The 16,261-nt window shown below is 59.8% G+C and carries 16 protein-coding genes; 12 read left to right on the forward strand and 4 right to left on the reverse strand.

Annotated features, from left to right (window positions below; translation table 11 throughout):
* The first annotated feature begins 25 nt into the window (after positions 1 to 25).
* On the forward strand, positions 26 to 1,378 hold the full coding sequence (locus DOU54_RS17345) for a putative bifunctional diguanylate cyclase/phosphodiesterase (RefSeq protein WP_112553328.1): 1,353 nt from the start codon (positions 26 to 28) through the stop codon (positions 1,376 to 1,378).
* A gap of 184 nt (positions 1,379 to 1,562) precedes the next feature.
* On the opposite strand, the gene DOU54_RS17355 is transcribed toward DOU54_RS17345, so the two are convergent.
* The 4 genes from DOU54_RS17355 to DOU54_RS17370 are packed head-to-tail and all read right to left on the reverse strand — an operon-like array spanning position 1,563 to position 4,784.
* Entirely contained in the window at positions 1,563 to 2,450 is an 888-nt protein-coding gene (locus DOU54_RS17355; protein WP_113381008.1) for an SMP-30/gluconolactonase/LRE family protein, read from the reverse strand.
* Positions 2,451 to 2,454: 4 nt separating this feature from the next.
* Positions 2,455 to 3,084 (reverse strand): 2-dehydro-3-deoxy-6-phosphogalactonate aldolase, encoded by a 630-nt coding sequence (locus tag DOU54_RS17360; RefSeq protein ID WP_004440240.1) that lies wholly within the window; start codon positions 3,082 to 3,084, stop codon positions 2,455 to 2,457.
* A 15-nt stretch (positions 3,085 to 3,099) separates the two neighbouring features.
* A complete protein-coding gene (locus tag DOU54_RS17365) occupies positions 3,100 to 4,014 on the reverse strand; it encodes a 2-dehydro-3-deoxygalactonokinase (RefSeq protein ID WP_048902660.1) in 915 nt (304 codons plus the stop codon).
* The gene (locus DOU54_RS17370) at positions 4,014 to 4,784 is read right to left on the reverse strand and encodes an SDR family NAD(P)-dependent oxidoreductase (RefSeq protein WP_162749568.1); all 771 of its coding nucleotides are present in this window, start codon (positions 4,782 to 4,784) and stop codon (positions 4,014 to 4,016) included. Before DOU54_RS17370 ends, DOU54_RS17365 begins: the two co-directional genes overlap by 1 nt.
* Positions 4,785 to 4,897: 113 nt before the next feature.
* On the opposite strand from DOU54_RS17370, the gene DOU54_RS17375 reads away from it, so the two are divergent.
* From DOU54_RS17375 to DOU54_RS17425, 11 genes are all read left to right on the forward strand, one after another.
* A complete protein-coding gene (locus tag DOU54_RS17375) occupies positions 4,898 to 5,737 on the forward strand; it encodes an IclR family transcriptional regulator (RefSeq protein ID WP_113381022.1) in 840 nt (279 codons plus the stop codon).
* 208 nt (positions 5,738 to 5,945) lie between these two features.
* Positions 5,946 to 6,686 (forward strand): helix-turn-helix transcriptional regulator, encoded by a 741-nt coding sequence (locus DOU54_RS17380; protein ID WP_112553339.1) that lies wholly within the window; start codon positions 5,946 to 5,948, stop codon positions 6,684 to 6,686.
* A 78-nt stretch (positions 6,687 to 6,764) separates the two neighbouring features.
* Positions 6,765 to 7,988 carry a CmpA/NrtA family ABC transporter substrate-binding protein gene (locus tag DOU54_RS17385; protein WP_113381005.1) on the forward strand — a complete coding sequence of 408 codons (1,224 nt, stop codon included), beginning with the start codon at positions 6,765 to 6,767 and terminating at the stop codon, positions 7,986 to 7,988.
* 127 nt (positions 7,989 to 8,115) lie between these two features.
* Entirely contained in the window at positions 8,116 to 9,246 is a 1,131-nt protein-coding gene (locus tag DOU54_RS17390) for an Mrp/NBP35 family ATP-binding protein (protein ID WP_113381004.1), read from the forward strand.
* A gap of 334 nt (positions 9,247 to 9,580) precedes the next feature.
* On the forward strand, positions 9,581 to 10,558 hold the full coding sequence (locus DOU54_RS17395) for a magnesium transporter CorA family protein (protein ID WP_162749567.1): 978 nt from the start codon (positions 9,581 to 9,583) through the stop codon (positions 10,556 to 10,558).
* Positions 10,559 to 10,573: 15 nt separating this feature from the next.
* Positions 10,574 to 12,493: a potassium transporter Kup gene (locus tag DOU54_RS17400; RefSeq protein ID WP_004440255.1), complete on the forward strand. Its 1,920-nt coding sequence runs from the start codon at positions 10,574 to 10,576 to the stop codon at positions 12,491 to 12,493.
* A 364-nt stretch (positions 12,494 to 12,857) separates the two neighbouring features.
* Positions 12,858 to 14,021, forward strand: coding sequence for a cell wall hydrolase (locus DOU54_RS17405; RefSeq protein WP_035209376.1), 1,164 nt, complete (start codon positions 12,858 to 12,860; stop codon positions 14,019 to 14,021).
* Between the two features lie 270 nt (positions 14,022 to 14,291).
* Positions 14,292 to 14,657 (forward strand): AtpZ/AtpI family protein, encoded by a 366-nt coding sequence (locus DOU54_RS17410; RefSeq protein WP_022555707.1) that lies wholly within the window; start codon positions 14,292 to 14,294, stop codon positions 14,655 to 14,657.
* Positions 14,658 to 14,718: 61 nt separating this feature from the next.
* Positions 14,719 to 15,468: a F0F1 ATP synthase subunit A gene (locus tag DOU54_RS17415; RefSeq protein ID WP_004440258.1), complete on the forward strand. Its 750-nt coding sequence runs from the start codon at positions 14,719 to 14,721 to the stop codon at positions 15,466 to 15,468.
* Positions 15,469 to 15,540: 72 nt separating this feature from the next.
* Positions 15,541 to 15,768, forward strand: coding sequence for a F0F1 ATP synthase subunit C (locus DOU54_RS17420; protein ID WP_003494147.1), 228 nt, complete (start codon positions 15,541 to 15,543; stop codon positions 15,766 to 15,768).
* An 80-nt stretch (positions 15,769 to 15,848) separates the two neighbouring features.
* On the forward strand, positions 15,849 to 16,261 hold a 413-nt coding region (locus DOU54_RS17425; protein WP_286079934.1), incomplete at its 3' end, for a F0F1 ATP synthase subunit B.

Below are 16,261 nucleotides of genomic sequence, written 5' to 3' on the forward strand. Positions count from 1 at the left end.
GATAGAGGATTCAAGAGATGCAGGAATGAAACGGGCAGAGCCGCAAACGTTGCCGGTTAGCCAGAACGAGCTTCAGGCGATGGCCTACAGCGATCCGCTGACAGGGCTCGGCAACCGCTATCGTTTGCGGGACAAGATCCGCATGCTCGCCAGCGAACGCTCCAGCGATCCAGCACCCTTCACGGTCGGCATTGCCAATATAGACGGCTTCAAACCCATCAATGACCTTTTCGGCGTGCAGGCGGGCGATGAAATCCTCTGCCAGGTTGCTCACCGCCTCAAAGCCTGCATTCCCGATGGCGCCATCGTGACGCGCCATGATGGCGACGAATTCGCTTTCGTATTGCCGCTGGTGTTCGAACGCACCGGTGCCGAGCGTGTCGGCAACATGATCAAGGACGTGCTCTCCGCTCCCTATGATCTTGGCGATCGTAACGTCCGGCTTTCCTCCTCGTTCGGCTTTGCCATCTATCCCTTTGCCGGGGATGATTTTGAGGATCTGCTGAAAAGCGCCGAGACGGCGCTCTACCGCTCCAAGCGGCGCGGCCGCGGCCAGATCACCGTCTATTCGCGTGAGATTGCGCAGGAGATGAAGCGCGCCACGCAGCTTGAGCAGGCGCTCAGAAACGCGATCATCACCGATGCGATCGACGTGCATTTCCAGCCCATCGTCCGGCTGGAGGAGGCGAAGGTCATCGGTTTCGAGGCGCTCGCGCGCTGGAACGATCCGGATCTCGGCTTCGTATCGCCTGCGGTTTTTGTGCCGCTGGCCGAAGAACGCGGTTTCATCGATGCGCTTTCGGAGGCCCTGCTCAGAAAAGCCGCGGAAGCGGCGCTTTTCTGGCCGCGTGAGCTCTTTCTGTCCTTCAACCTGTCGTCCGCGCAACTGATGGACCCCAGCACGGCCGACAATATTCTGTCCATACTTTCGCGTGTCGGCCTCGACCCGCACCGGCTGGAGCTTGAAATCACCGAAACGGCGGTCATGACCTCCGCCGATACCGCCCAGCGGATCATCAGCGAGTTGCAGAGCGCGGGCGTTCGTATTTCTCTCGACGATTTCGGCACCGGCCAATCGAGCCTCGGCCGCCTGCGGGATTTCACATTCGACAAGGTGAAGATCGACCGCGCTTTCGTCTCGCGCATCAGCAGCGACCGCCCTTCCGAACATATCATCAAGGCCATCGTCGCCATGTGCGAAGGGCTTGATCTTGAAGTCGTGGCCGAAGGGATAGAGGAGCGGGCGGAAGAGGAAAAACTGCGCGCGCTCGGCTGCGCCATGGGACAAGGCTACTTCTACGGCCGCCCCGCCGACGCCGCGGCGACCCAGCGGTATCTACATGAGAATTACCGCGAGATATTGTCGGATATTTCCTGAGAAACGGAATGGCCTTGGACGAGGTGGTGGGCGCGCCCCCAACACCCCTCATTCCTGTCTTTGCCACGGGAACCCGGCCGACGCGCGTCTGCGCGGCGAAGAGAGTCCCTTCGGTCCAAGACTTGGGCTGGCTAGATTCCTGTGACAAGCACAGGAATGAGGAGAAGGCGGTGCGTGCCTCGTCTCAGAGCCTGTAAAGCGGCTCAAACCGGCCCTTGACTTCAACCCCCAGTTCGAACGTCAACCCGTGCTGCGGATTGGCGGCTAGGGCGTCCTCGTCAAGATTTTCACGCGCCGACGTCACGAGAAGGCGCGATGCGTCCGGGCCGACGAAGGCCGGGCAGGTCGTCTGTCCCGCGGGCACCGCATATCGGGCAATATGGTTGCCGTCGGTATCATAACGATCAACCGCGCCTTCGCCCCAACGAGCGTTCCAGATATGCCCTTCGGCATCGCAGACCGAGCCGTCGATACCGCCATCGACTCCTGTCGAATCGATGAAGACTTCAGCCTTGCCGGAGGGGAGGCCGGTCTCGGGATCGAGCGGCACGCGCATCAGCTTGTTCACCTTGGTATCGACGTAATATCCGGCCGCGCCATCGGGCGAGAAGCAGATCGAATTCGGAATGCTGATATCGGCAAACAGCTTCGTCACCGTGCCTTTGTAAACATGATAGATGCTGCCCGCGCCGGTTTCCGCCTTTCGGCCCATGGTGCCGATCCAAAGCGCGCCGCAAGGGTGCATGCGCCCGTCATTGGACCGGTTGCCGGGCAGGTCCTTTTCCAGCTCCGCATGCAGAGTCAGCACACCAGTCTTCGTATCACGCAGGAAAAGCCCGTCATCGGAGGCGATCAACTGTTGGCTGTCGCTGACTTTCGCCAGAGCGCTGCCCATGAAGGGCAGGGCATGGACGGTCTTGCGGCCGGAGGCGAGGTGCAGTTCATGCAATTCCCGCTCGAGAATGTTGAACCACCAGGCCGTGCCGGTCGCAGGGTCGAAGGTCGGGCCTTCGCCGAGCAGCATCGGCGTCTCGTCAAGAACACGTCCGGTAAAGGGAAAAACAGTCGCCAAGCTCTTATCCTCCGATGGCTGCATCATAGGCCGACAGTGTGACAGTGGCGCGTTCGCGCACCTCCGCTGCGGTCATGCCGGGTTTATAGAGGCTGGTTCCGAGCCCGAACGCCATGATGCCGGCCGATGTATAGTCGGCAAAATTCTTATCCGAGACACCGCCGACCGCTGCGATGACCAGATCCTTCGGCAGGATCGTCCGGATCGCATTGATGCCGGCGGGGCCAATGATGCTGGCGGGGAAGAACTTCAGCCCGGTCGCACCGGCTTTTGCGGCCACCAGCGCTTCGGTGGGGGTGAGAACGCCCGGCATCGTCACCATGCCTTTTTCACGTGCAGCTGTAATGACCTCCGCATCGGCATTGGGGCTAACCATCAGCCTGCCGCCTGCCGCGTCCAGCGATGCGACGTCTTCCACGCTCAGCACGGTCCCGGCGCCGATCAGGCAATCGGCGGGCGCCATCTTTGCCGCGATCTCGATGGAACGGAACGGATCGGGGGAATTCAGCGGAATTTCGATGGCGCGGAAGCCGGTTTCGATCAGCGCGCCGACAACGCCTTCTGTCTCCTCGGGTTTCAGGCCGCGCAGGATGGCAATCAGCGGATATTTGATGGAAGGAAAGGGAATACGCATGGTCGATCTTTCTTCTTATGGCCAGATGGCTGTTGCAGCGGCCAGCAATCCGCGCCGCACGGCTTCGTCTGCGTCGATGACCGTATAGTGGATATCGAGGGCGGTGAAGGCGCCTTCGTAAAGCGCGCCAAGCGCGCCGGAGCCGATCAGCACCACCGGTGTCTCCCGCCGCGCCGTCGAATGCGCGCCGGCGATCTCCAGCCCGATCATGATGCCGGAAAGCCTGGCCTTGGCATCCGTGGCGGCGAGGCCATGCAGCAATTGACCGGAGCGCAGTGTGAACAGCCGGTTGCTGGCGAGCTGCGGATTGGCGTAAATGTCGAGCACGGCCGCTCTGAAGTCCTCGTGTTGGCCGGTGAAAGGCTCCGCCTCGGCCACCGCATGGGACAGGATCGTCTGCTTGGAAATGACCTCGAACAGTTCGCCGGTCATGAAGGTGGCAAAGCCGTTGACGTCGCCATCACGAACGGTCACCCATTTGGAATGCGTGCCGGGCATGCAGACAAGTTTCTCGCCGGTGTCCGAGGAGGCAAGAGCGCCGAGCAATTGCGTTTCCTCGCCACGCATCACGTCGGGCGCGTTTTTATCCCGCTGCGCCAGCCCCGGCAGAATGCGCACATCGCGCGCCTGACCCGGCACGCGAACCGCGCCATCCAGCACCGACGACAGCGATGCCGGCACGTCGATGTAACCCGCTTCGACCCAACCCTGCCGCGCGCCTGCCATACCACAGACGAGAACCGGCAAATCTTCAGGCGCGCCGATGGCGTCGAGATGCGCTTGCAGAACCTCGGCAAAACCGGTCCGCATGGCCGTGGTCATGCCTTCCGAACTTCTGCGCTCCGCCAGCACCGCACCCGAGCGGCTCATGAGCCAGAGCCGGAAACTGGTCGTACCCCAGTCAACGGCGATAAAAGCGGGTTCAGACATTATAGAAGGCCTCCGTCTACGATTATGGATTGCGCCGTGATGGCGCTTGATGCCGAGGATGCGAGAAACAGGCATGGCCCAGACAAATCGGCAGCGACGAGCATGCGCTTCAAGCATTGTCGCGCCGTGGTCGTCGCAATGCCCTCATCCGTCAGCCACAGTTCCCTCTGCCGCTCGGTCACGATCATGCCCGGCAGCAGCGTGTTGACGCGGATATTTTCTGGCCCCAGCCGGCCGGCAAGGCTTTTTGTCAACCCGATGATACCTGCCTTCGCCGCCGCATAGGAGGGAAGTTCGCCCATGTTGAGCAGAAACGAGATGGACGAGAAATTGATGATGGAGGCGTCTTTCGCGAGCCGGAGGTAGGGAAGCGCGGCCTGAACGGTAAAAAACATCTGCTTGAGATTGACCGCCTGATTGGCATCCCAATAGGCTTCTGTCACCGTATCTATGTCATGACGGTCGTCCCAGGCGGCGTTGTTGACCAGAACCTTGATACCGCCGATCGCCGCGGCCGCCTCAGTGACGGTCACGGCTATGGCCGCCACGTCGCGCAGGTCGGCCCTGAAGAAATGGACCGGGTGGGGCGACACCCCGGAAAGCCGCCGGACCAGCGCTTCGCTCGGCTCTTCGGCGATATCGATGAACGCTACCTTTGCGCCCTGCATGGCAAAGGCTTCCACGAGCGAAGCCCCGATGCCGGAACCGCCGCCGGTGATCAGCACGCCCGCATCCTTGAGGTCCGGAAATTGGGCTGTCGTCATCGGCATGATCTCATCCGTCAGGGGCTTGATTGTTCCATTATTTGGAACTAGATTTTAATAAATGGAATTATTCCCTTGGCGCAAGCCTCATGTCAAGGTGAATGACAATGGATGTTGCCATGCCTGATATCGAAATACCCAATGGCAGGATGCGCAGCGCAGTTCCAGCCGCGCGGCAAAAAACCGATAGCGACACCGGTACACTCGGTAAGGCGATCTCGCTCCTGGAACTGATCGCCCTTTCTGAAAGGCAGATGCGTTTCACCGATGTGGTGGAAGCGTGCGGCCAGCCGCGAGGCACCGTCCATCGCCAGCTCGCACATCTGCTTGCCGAAGGCCTGATAGACCAGGCCCCCGACCAGACCTACGTTGTTGGCCTGAGGCTGTTGCAGTTTGCATCCAGAGCCTGGAGTGGCAACGATCTGCGCAGCATAGCCGCCCCACACCTGGCGGCGCTGCAGGAGGCAACGCAGGAATCGGTGCATCTCGCGGTTCTGATCGGGCGCGAAGTGACCTATCTGGACAAGATTGAGGGCAAGCACAGCTTGCGCATGCATTCGCAGGTTGGAAAGACCTCGCCAGCCTATTGCACCGGCGTGGGTAAGGCTGCGCTGTCGCTGCTGCCCGCCGGCGATCTGGAAGATCTCGCGGACGGGCTGGATTTTAAGCGCTTCACGGACAACACCATCACCACACCGCAGGCCCTGATGGAGGATGTTTCGGCCATTCGCTCCCTCGGTTACGGTTTCGACCTTCAGGAGCACGAGATCGGCATTCATTGCGTTGCGGCACCGTTACCGGCCCCGGGACGCAGTTTCCGCGCGGCGATTTCAGTGACCGGCCCCGCCTACAGGGTGGATGTGGAACAGCTCCGCGCCTGGGCTCCGCTGGTGCGTGCAACCGCCGATAAAATTTCGGCAGAACTTGTCTATCGCTTATCGCCGGTTGCGGATGATTGACGGAAAGCCGATGCCGCTTATGGGGATGCCCGCCCGCGAAAAAGAGGAGACATGACCGGCTTACGCGAGATAACGCTAATTTTCGAATATTCTGATCTAATTTTCAACTTTTGTTTGCATGAATCGATTTGCTGAGTAACATCCTCAAAATTCCGGGCAGAGGCGGGCCTTTGCGGCGGCATTTCCTCATGCTCGAAGAACAGCTTTCATGCAGAAAACAGAAACGGCCAGCGTTCAGTCGATTGGTGTTGATTGCGTTCGCGAGATCGCCAATCTTAATACGCAGTTCGATATATTCCGCTTCCTGAAGCGGCTGACGGAAGCGTGGGAATTCAGGGCCTTCATGGTACTCGACCTCACTACAGAGGTCTCAAGCGAATTGTCGCATTATACCGTCATCACCAGCTGGCCGGCCGAACTGTTGCAACGCTATGATGAAGAAGGCGAGTTGCAGAACAGCCGCGTCATGGCGCGGTTAAGAAAATCCACTGTACCCTTTTCCGTGTCGCTGGATTTCCTGGTCGAAGGCGAGGGGCATGTCCTGAAGAAAAACGTGGTCGCGCTTTTCGAACGGTTCGAGATGATAAATTCCGTCTGGTTCCCGGTGCATGATGTCACCCTCAGGCGCGGCGCCGTATCCTTTTCCGGCAACAAGACGGCCCTGCCGGAAGCCCGACTTGCGGAGCTTTTTTACATTTCCAGCCACGTCTTTGCCCGGCTGTCCGAAATCCGCCGTCTCGATCTCCGCGTGCCGCAAACATTGAGCGAACGGGAGATCGACTGCCTGAACTGGACGGCAGCCGGCAAGACCAGTGCCGAAATCGCCGAGATCATGATGTTGTCGGAGCATACCATCAATCACTACCTGAACCGCGCGACGAAAAAACTCGATACGGTCAACCGCACCCAGGCGGTCGCCAAGGCCCTGCGCGTCGGACTGATTAAATAGCGAAACTCGCAATTTTATCATTGTGATAAAGCCCTTCCTGGGCGATCCTCTTTTCGAATCACCGGAAAGGAGAAATCGTTGCCGGAGCGGCATAGTGTAAAAGCGGGATTTTCTCCGACTGTCGATTGCGCCGTGCTGATAGTCGCTGCCGAAAAAGGCTTTGCCGCCGATGAAGGCATAGAACTGGAACTGGTCCGAAAGCAGTCCGCACGTGGTGTTCTTTCGGTGCTCGGCGAGGACGGCGTTCAGATCGCGCATTTGCCCGCTCCCGTTCCCGTGGGGTCGGCCGTTGGTCTCCATGATATGCCGGCCAATATCATCGGCGTTTTCACGCTTTCCCTCGGCGGCTCCGCGACCACCGTTTCCCTTGGGTTTTATGATGAACTTTACCGTGAGGGACTGAAGCTGCCGGACCCGGCGGCTTTCGGCCGCGCGATGGCCCGCGTCTGCGCCGCACGCCGGGCCGCGGGTGAAAATCCGCCCGTCTTCGCGGTTGAGGATATCGCTTCGACGTCCTTTCATGCCCTGCGTTATCTGCTCGGAAGCTGCGGTGTGCTGCTTGGCCGTGACATGGAAATCGTCGAAGCGCTGCCGAAGGCGATGCCCGGGCTTCTGGAAAGTGGCGACGTCGATGCGCTCTGTTCTGCTGAACCCGCGGGCAGCGCAGCGGTGCTGGGTGGCGCCGGGCGTATCGTGACGACGGGCGCGCTCATCTGGCACAATGCCCCGGAAAAAATACTTGCCGTGAAGCGAGATTGGGCTGATGCGAATGCCAGCCTGTTGGAGGGGCTGCTACGCGCGCTTTATCGCGCCGGCGAGTGGTGCGCCAACCCCGCCAATATCGAGGAACTCGCCGGTATTCTGGCCGCCCCCCATTATATGAACGTCAGTGGCGAATTCCTGCTTCCGGCCCTGACGGGCTATATTTCGACTTCGCAGAAGGACATGCAGCGTTTTCAGGAATTTTTCGTCACCAGCGCGAAAGCGGCGAATTTTCCATGGCAAAGCCAGGCTCTTTGGTTCTTCAGCCAGATGTTGCGCTGGGGGGAAATACCCGCCGGTTGCCGTTTCGATGCCGCGGTGGTGGAAGCCGCACGCAATGCGTATAGGCCGGATATTTTTCGCAAGGCGATGAAACCACTTTTCGTGCCGGTGCCAGGCGCCAATCTGAAGCTGGAAGGCACGCTGAGGGAACCTGTTCATGTCGGCGCATCGCGCACCGGCCTCGTTCTGGGACCCGACTGTTTCTTCGACGGGCGCGTCTTCGATCCGGAGACGCTCGATATGGATGACGAAATTTGAAATCGCAGCGCTAAATCGTCGCGAATGGTTCCTGTTTGCGCTTTGGCATTGGCGAACCGCTCCCGCTTGTCTATGGATGGCGCAAATTGTTTCCCGATCAGGCCGGACGATGTAACGGAGTAAGACAATGGCAGAGGTCAGCAAGAACCAGGTGGAAAAGGCTCTGGACGCCGTCATCTATCCCGGCAGCGGCAGAAGCATCGTTTCCCTCGGCATGGTCTCGGAAATCTTCATCGCAGATGGAAAGGCCTATTTCTCGATCACCGTCCCGGCCGACAGGGCGGCCGAGATGGAGCCGTTGCGCCTGTCCGCCGAACAGGCGGCGAAGGGCGTTCCGGGTATCGCCGGCGCGGTCGTGGCGCTGACTGCCGATCGCAAGCCCGGCCAACAGCAGCCGGCGCCGGCGCGTCCCGCCGCGGCAGCCGGCCGGCCGACGCAGCAGCCGGGCTCGTCCAAGGTGGGCGTCCCCGGCGTCCGCGCCATCATCGCCGTCGCATCGGGCAAGGGCGGGGTCGGCAAATCGACGACATCAGTCAATCTTGCGCTCGGCCTTCAGGCGCTTGGCCTGAAGGTCGGCATGCTGGATGCGGACATCTACGGGCCTTCGCTGCCGCGGCTCCTCAAGATTTCCGGTCGTCCGAAACAGCAGGAGGACCGCATCATTCTTCCCATGGAGAATTATGGGCTGAAGGTCATGTCCATGGGGTTTCTGGTGGATGAGGAGGCCGCGATGATCTGGCGCGGGCCAATGGTGCAGTCCGCCCTGATGCAAATGCTGCGTGAAGTCGCCTGGGGCGAGCTCGACGTGCTGGTGCTGGATATGCCGCCCGGCACGGGTGATGCGCAGCTGACCATCGCCCAGCAGGTGCCGCTTGCCGGCGCGGTCATCGTTTCCACTCCGCAGGACCTCGCGCTGCTCGACGCGCGCAAGGGCATCACCATGTTCCGCAAGGTGGAGGTGCCATTGCTCGGCGTCATCGAGAACATGAGTTACTTCATCGCGCCCGATACCGGCGCCCGCTACGATATTTTCGGCCACGGCGGCGCGAAGGCGGAAGCCGAAAGGATCGGTGTGCCGTTCCTCGGCGAGGTGCCGCTCACCATCGCCATCCGCGAAATGTCGGACGCCGGAACGCCTGTCGTCGTTGCCGACCCGGATGGTACACAGGCTGCGATCTACCGCGAGATAGCGAAAAAAGTCTGGGAGCGTATTGGCGCCGGTGAAAGAAAAGCGGCTCCAAAGATCGTTTTCGAATAAGCTACGGACGGCCGGCAAAACCGCAAAGCGCACCTGCGCTGTGAATAGTCCTGTAAAAACAGAAGATTGGTGGCCAGTAACGGTGCGGTTTCTGGCCATGAAATCCAGAAGTGCTTCGTCTGCAAAGCTGTCGCGAAAAAATATTGCTTGATTGCATCTCGCTTTGGGCGCATACGCCTGCGCCGTTTGGCTCTTGGTCCATCGGGCTGGCGCGATATGACGTTGCGCCTGTTTCGGTGGTCCCTGAAGTGTCGTCCAAAGGTTTGCCGACAGCAAACAGGATATGTTAAGCAGCATTGCGGCTAAGGCCTGCAATGTGGAGCGGAGAAACGGATTGATAAAAGCCTATCGCGCCAATTGCGAGGCGATCAGCCTGTCGTCAGACGACGGCTCCGTACAGATTCCTGATGACATCGTCTGGATCGATCTCGTCAACCCGGACAGGGCGGAAGAGCAGCATGTTGAAAAGCTGCTGCAGCTCGATCTGCCGACGCGTGAGGATCTGAAGGATATCGAGCCCTCCAGCCGTCTCTACATGGAAGACGGCAATGTTTTCATGACCGCATCGCTGGTGTGGAAGGCGGATTCGGACGACCCCCGCCTCACCGATGTCGCCTTCATCCTCGCCGGCACGCGCCTCGTGACGATCCGTTATGCTGAGCCGAAATCATTCCACCTTTTCATTGCCGCCATCACCCGCGCGCCGCATGAGATGCGCAGCGGCACGGCGCTGCTTTTGAAACTGCTCGAGACAATCGTCGATCGCACGGCCGAAATTCTCGAGAACTCGGTCGCCGGCATCGACAATCTCGCGGCAGACATTCTCGGCAGCCAGGCCCGTTCCAAGCGCAAGGCGCCGCGTTATCTCGAAGACCGCCTGACCAACATCGCTGCCTATCATCGGCTGATTTCGAAGGTCCGCGTCAGTCTTGCATCGCTGGCGCGGCTGCAGACGTTCCTGTCCACCAGCGGCCAGGTTCGGGAAGACAAGGGCGCGAGGGAACAGGGCAAGTCGATTTCCCGTGACATACAGTCACTGACGGAGCACGCATCCTTCGTTTCCGGCAATCTTACGTTCCTGCTGGATGCCTCGCTCGGCATCATCAACATCGAGCAGAACAGCATCATCAAGATATTCTCCATCGCTTCGGTGGTTTTTCTGCCGCCCACGCTGGTGGCTTCGGTTTACGGAATGAACTTTCAGCTCATGCCGGAGTTGAACTGGACATTTGGTTATCCACTTGCGCTGATCGTCATGGTGATGTCCGCAATCATCCCGTTTCTCTTTTTTCGTTGGAAGGGCTGGCTCTGAGGAGCCAGGATCATCATGTCCCAGATCGCTGACAAGGATGTTGCCGAGAAGCCGGATGCGGATGACGCTCACAAGAACAAGGGGCTTTACGCCGCTATCCTTGGTTCGATCGGCGTCGTTTATGGCGATATCGGCACCAGCCCGCTCTACGCCTTTCGCGAAGCCCTGCGGCCCATCGCCTATGACGGGGTGACGCAGGAAGAGGTCATCGGCCTCACATCGTTGATGATCTGGTCTCTGACGATCATCGTCACCTTCAAATACATCACGCTTTTGCTGCGCGCCGACAATGACGGCGAGGGCGGCACGCTGTCGCTGCTGGCGCTGCTGATGAAGACGGCCGGCACCCATCGCAGCGTCCTCATCGTGCTTGGCCTGATTGGCGCGGCGCTGTTTCTCGGCGATGCCATGATCACCCCGGCACTTTCAGTGCTTTCGGCGGTGGAAGGCCTGAAGCTCGTCACCCCGGAGATGGACGCCTTCATCATTCCGATCTCTGTCGGCATCCTGATTGGCCTCTTCGCCATCCAGTCCCACGGCACCGGCACGGTGGCAAAATTTTTCGGACCGATCACCGCGGTCTGGTTCATCGTCATGGGCCTTGCAGGCCTCATTCATATTGCTGACGACTTCAGCATTCTCTTTGCCTTCAACCCGTGGCACGCGGTCGAGTTTCTGGCGAATGAAGGTTTTTATGGCATTGTCGTGCTCGGCGCGGTGTTCCTGACGATCACGGGCGCAGAAGCGCTTTATGCAGACCTCGGCCATTTCGGCCGCCGCCCCATCCAGTGGGCGTGGTTCTGTCTGGTATTCCCGGCGCTGACGCTGAACTATCTGGGGCAGGGCGCGCTGGTGCTGAAAGACCCGGCGGCCATGTCCAATCCCTTCTATCTGATGTTCCCGCAATGGGCGATCCTGCCCGCCGTCATTCTGGCGACCGCCGCGACAATCATTGCCAGCCAGGCCGTCATAACGGGCGCCTTCTCGCTGGTTCGCCAGGCGATTCACCTCGGCTACCTGCCGCGCATGGAAATTCTCTTCACCTCGGAGACCAATACCGGCCAGATTTATCTTCCGGCGGTCAACACCATCCTGCTTTTCGGTGTCGTTGCCCTGGTGCTCACCTTCAAGAGCTCGGATGCGCTGGCCACCGCCTATGGTATTTCGGTCACCGGTGCGATGGTCGTCACCAGCCTGATGTTCTTCGAGTTCGTGCGCAAACGCTGGCAATGGTCGATCTGGCTTGCCCTTGCGGTGCTGACCCCGCTTTTGGTGCTGGAACTGATCTTCCTCGGCGCAAACCTTCTGAAAATTCACGATGGCGGTTACGTGCCGGTGCTGCTGGCGATTGCCTTCACGGTCATCATGACGACTTGGCAGCGCGGTTCGAGAATCCTGTTCGCCAAGACGCGCCGCATCGATGTGCCGCTGAAGGCCTTCATCGCCTCGGTGGAAAAGGAAAGCGCCCATGCGCCGGTGCGCGTACCGGGTACGGCGATTTTCCTCACCGGCGATCCGGAAACGGCGCCGGCGGCTTTGCTGCATAATCTGAAGCATAACCACGTCCTTCACGACAAGAACGTCATCCTGACGATCCGCACCGAGGATCAGCCGCGCGTTCATCCGGCAGATCGTTATACGTTGACGAAGATGAGCGACCGTTTCGCCGTGGTCGAGCTGCATTTCGGCTTCATGGAAACCCAGAATGTTACCCAGGCGCTGGGCTATCTGCGCCGCACGGGCTACAAGTTCGACATCATGTCGACCTCCTTCTATCTCGGTCGCCGCAAGCTGGTTCCAGATCCGAAATCGGGCATGCCGGGCTGGCAGAACCGCCTGTTCATCGCGCTCGCCGAAACCGCGGCCGATCCCTCCGACTATTTCCGCCTGCCTGCCAATCGGGTGGTGGAACTCGGTTCGCACGTCGTGGTGTGACGAAGTGGGCATGCCCTCAATGTAGCTGGACGATCTCGTTCTCTCCGTCATACCGACCTTAAGCCGGTATCCAGCCAGCCCAAGTCCTTGGGGTGAAGGGGTCTTTACGCCGCGCCGACGCGCGACGGCTGGTTCCGGCTCGAGGCGGAATGACGGATGAGGAGATGCCCTGCGGCGCAGTTCTGATCGGCACATGCGAACTCGACTCCACGCCACACTCATTAGCATTCCCTCACACATTAACGTGAAGACACCTTCCTGCGCGGCGTTAACCAACCATCAAGGTTAATAAGAGATTCTCGAACACCTGTAGAAAATTCGGTTGTCGGTGTTCGGAGTGCTGGTTTTGCGTTCGAAAAGAGTAATGCGTCGTCGGTCCCCCGTGTCCTTTCAGGGATGGGCGTCCAAGTGGACGTCACCCGTCGTCTTCGGCCTGGCCGCCTGGCTTGTCTTTCCCTCCCTCGCTGCGCGTGCCGATCTCGCCTCGCTTCTGGCGGGCCTCGACAAGGGCGGCGAACAATGGCGCATGGTGCTGACTGCCTCCCCGGCGGGCTCGACGCATAACGCCTCCCTGACATTCAACGATGCGGAAGGGGACGAGGCGCTGCATGGCGGCGGCATGACCCTGCCCAATGGCAGCAAGGTTGCGTTCGTCACCAACAAGAAGGGCGAGGCAACGACGCCGGACAGCGAGCGGGTGAACCGCGCAGCCAAGAAGGGCCGCATCGTCGCCACCGAAATCATGCAGCCGCCGAAGGCCTTCACCGCCGGTTCGGTGCTGCAGCGCACCTCGATGCTGGATATCGAGCCGCTGAAGCGCAAGGATCGCACCGCCTTCGTCAAGCCGAAGCGCGGCAAGGATGTCGAACTCGCCTCTTTCTATTTCCGCCGCGAGGAAAAGAAGGCGGACAAGAGCGTCTCGCCGATGCTGGCGGAACTCGTCACCAACCGCACGCCGGACATCCTGGCGACGGCCTATGCGCCCGCCGAACCGGATTTTGCCCGCGAGTCTCCCTTCGACGCCATTCTGAAGAAGCCCGAGGCCGGCCGCTTCGTACCGCAGATCAACCCAGATGACCACGCCTGGGCCGCAACGCCGCTGCCGGCTGCCGTGTTTTCTCCGGCCGAACAGCAGTGCCTTGCATCGGGCATCTATTTCGAGGCGCGCGGTGAGTCCGTTAAAGGTCAGGCGGCGGTGGCGCAGGTCATCCTCAACCGCGTGCGCAATCCGGCCTATCCGAAAACCATCTGCGGCGTTGTCTACCAGAACAAGGACTGGCGCAATCGCTGCCAGTTCTCCTTCGCCTGCGATAATATCAAGGACCGGGTGAATTCCGAACGCCACTGGAAGATGGCGCGCGAAGTGGCCATGGCGACTACGGCCGGTAAGATCTGGCTGAAGGAAGTTGGCTCTGCCACCCACTATCACGCCGTTTACGTGCGTCCCGCCTGGGGCAAGTCGATGAAGAAGGTCGGCAGAATCGGCCTCCACGTCTTTTACCGTACCTATGGTGGCGGCTGGAGCTGATACCACCGCCAATTTGGCGCATTTTGCGTGTCAAAAATGCCGATTCCCCGGCGAAACATCGCCCCCAAACAGTGATTTCTAGTCAAGCCGTTGTTTTTGCATGATTAATTTGTGCCTAAACAACCGCTCGCAGTGCCTTGACTAGAGAAGCCCCTAAAACTATGTTGCGCGCGACTTCAGAGCGGGCTGGAACAGGCTTAATCCGTCACCGTTTACAACTCCAAAGGGTTCTGGCATGGCTGGAACGGAGAAAATGGGTGGGATTTTAAGATGACTGGCAACCGTGACGATAGTCTGGACGAGCGCCGCAAACGCCTTGCTGACGAGTTGGCAAAGGTGAAGGCGGAGGATGAGGCGGAAGTGAGGGCGGAGACCAACGCTGCGGAGAGCCGGAAAGGCTTTGCGATGGCGGTTAAGCTCTCATCGGAGTTCATTTCGGCCATCGTGGTCGGCGCTATGCTGGGTTATCTTCTGGACTATTTTGCCGGCACGACGCCGTGGGGGATGATCGTTCTTCTTCTTCTCGGTTTCTGCGCAGGCGTATTGAATGTGTTGCGTTCGACGGGCGCGGTGGCCAAGCCGCCGCTGCTTGAGAAGGCGGACAGACGAGACGAGGGTGGAAAACGCGGCCTTTGAGGCTGTTTTTCCTTACAGTTGAGATGCCGCGACAGGCGGCGACAGGTAAAGAGGGCAGCCGGTGGCAAACGATCCGACCCATCAGTTCTTGGTGCAGCCGATCATTCCGATCGAAATTGGCGGCGTCGATTTTTCCTTCACCAATGCGTCGCTCTTCATGGTCGCGACCGTGGCTGCTGCTTCGGGTTTTCTTTATTTCGCAACGTCGAACCGCGGCCTGATCCCCACCCGCATGCAGTCCGTTGCCGAAATGTCCTATGAGTTCATCGCCTCCATGCTGCGCGAAGGCGCCGGCAAGAAGGGCATGGTGTTCTTCCCCTTTGTTTTCTCGCTGTTCATGTTCGTGCTGACGGCAAACCTGCTCGGCATGTTCCCGTATTTTTTCACGGTCACCAGCCAGATCATTGTCACCTTCGCGCTCGCCTGCCTCGTCATCGGCACGGTCGTGGTTTACGGTTTTTATAAGCACGGTCTGCATTTCTTCGGCATTTTCGCCCCCTCCGGCGTGCCCAAGGCGCTTCTGCCGCTTGTGGCGTCGATTGAAATGATCTCCTTCCTGTCGCGTCCGATCAGCCTTTCCGTTCGTCTTTTCGCGAACATGCTGGCCGGCCACATCACGCTCAAGGTTTTCGCAGGCTTCGTCGCCTCCATGAGCGCGCTTGGCGCGCTCGGCGTCGGCGGTGCAGTCCTGCCTCTCATCATGACGGTCGCCATGACCGCTCTCGAATTTCTCGTTGCCTTCCTGCAGGCTTACGTCTTCGCGGTACTGACTTGCATGTACCTGAACGACGCCGTGCATGGTGGTCACTGAGAAGTAAAGTCGCTGGCCCCGGCAACGGGCGTCAAAAACAGCCGCAACAACCAATATCTCAAGGAGTCTCACATGGAAGCGGAAGCAGCAAAGTACATCGGCGCAGGTCTCGCATGCCTCGGCATGGCTGGTACGTCCCTCGCACTCGGCCGTATCTTCGGTGATTACCTGTCCGGCGCACTGCGCAACCCCTCTGCTGCCGACAGCCAGTTCGGCCGTCTGGTATTCGGCTTCGCCGTTACGGAAGCTCTGGGCATCTTCTCGCTGCTCGTTGCTCTCCTTCTCCTGTTCGCTGTCTAATATCGGCATCAGGTCTGGATCACGGCCCGCAACATAGCGTGCCGTGATCCTTCGCATTTGCAGTCCCCCTGGAGGTGAGCATGTTCGTGACCGAGGCTTATGCCCAGTCAGCACCGACCGTAGGTGAAACGCATACGGAAACTCCGGCCGTTGGCCAGCCGCAACCGGAAGCCACGCACACGGAAACCGGTGTAGCGCATGGCGCCGAGCACGGTTCTTCCGGCGTTTTCCCGCCGTTCGACCAGTCTACTTATGCATCGCAGGTCCTGTGGCTGGCGATTACGTTTGGCCTTTTCTACCTGCTCATGCAGAAGGTCATCGTTCCGCGCGTCGGCGGCATTCTGGAAAACCGTCATGGACGCATCGCACAGGATCTCGACGAAGCGGCACGGCTGAAAGCTGAAGCTGACGCGGCCGTCGAAACCTATGAAAAAGAACTCGCGGCAGCCCGCGCCAAGGCAAGCTCGATCGGCGCCGCGGCCCGTGACGCCGC

This window comes from Agrobacterium sp. MS2, from assembly GCF_003261015.1.
GTDB classification, from domain to species: domain Bacteria; phylum Pseudomonadota; class Alphaproteobacteria; order Rhizobiales; family Rhizobiaceae; genus Agrobacterium; species Agrobacterium pusense.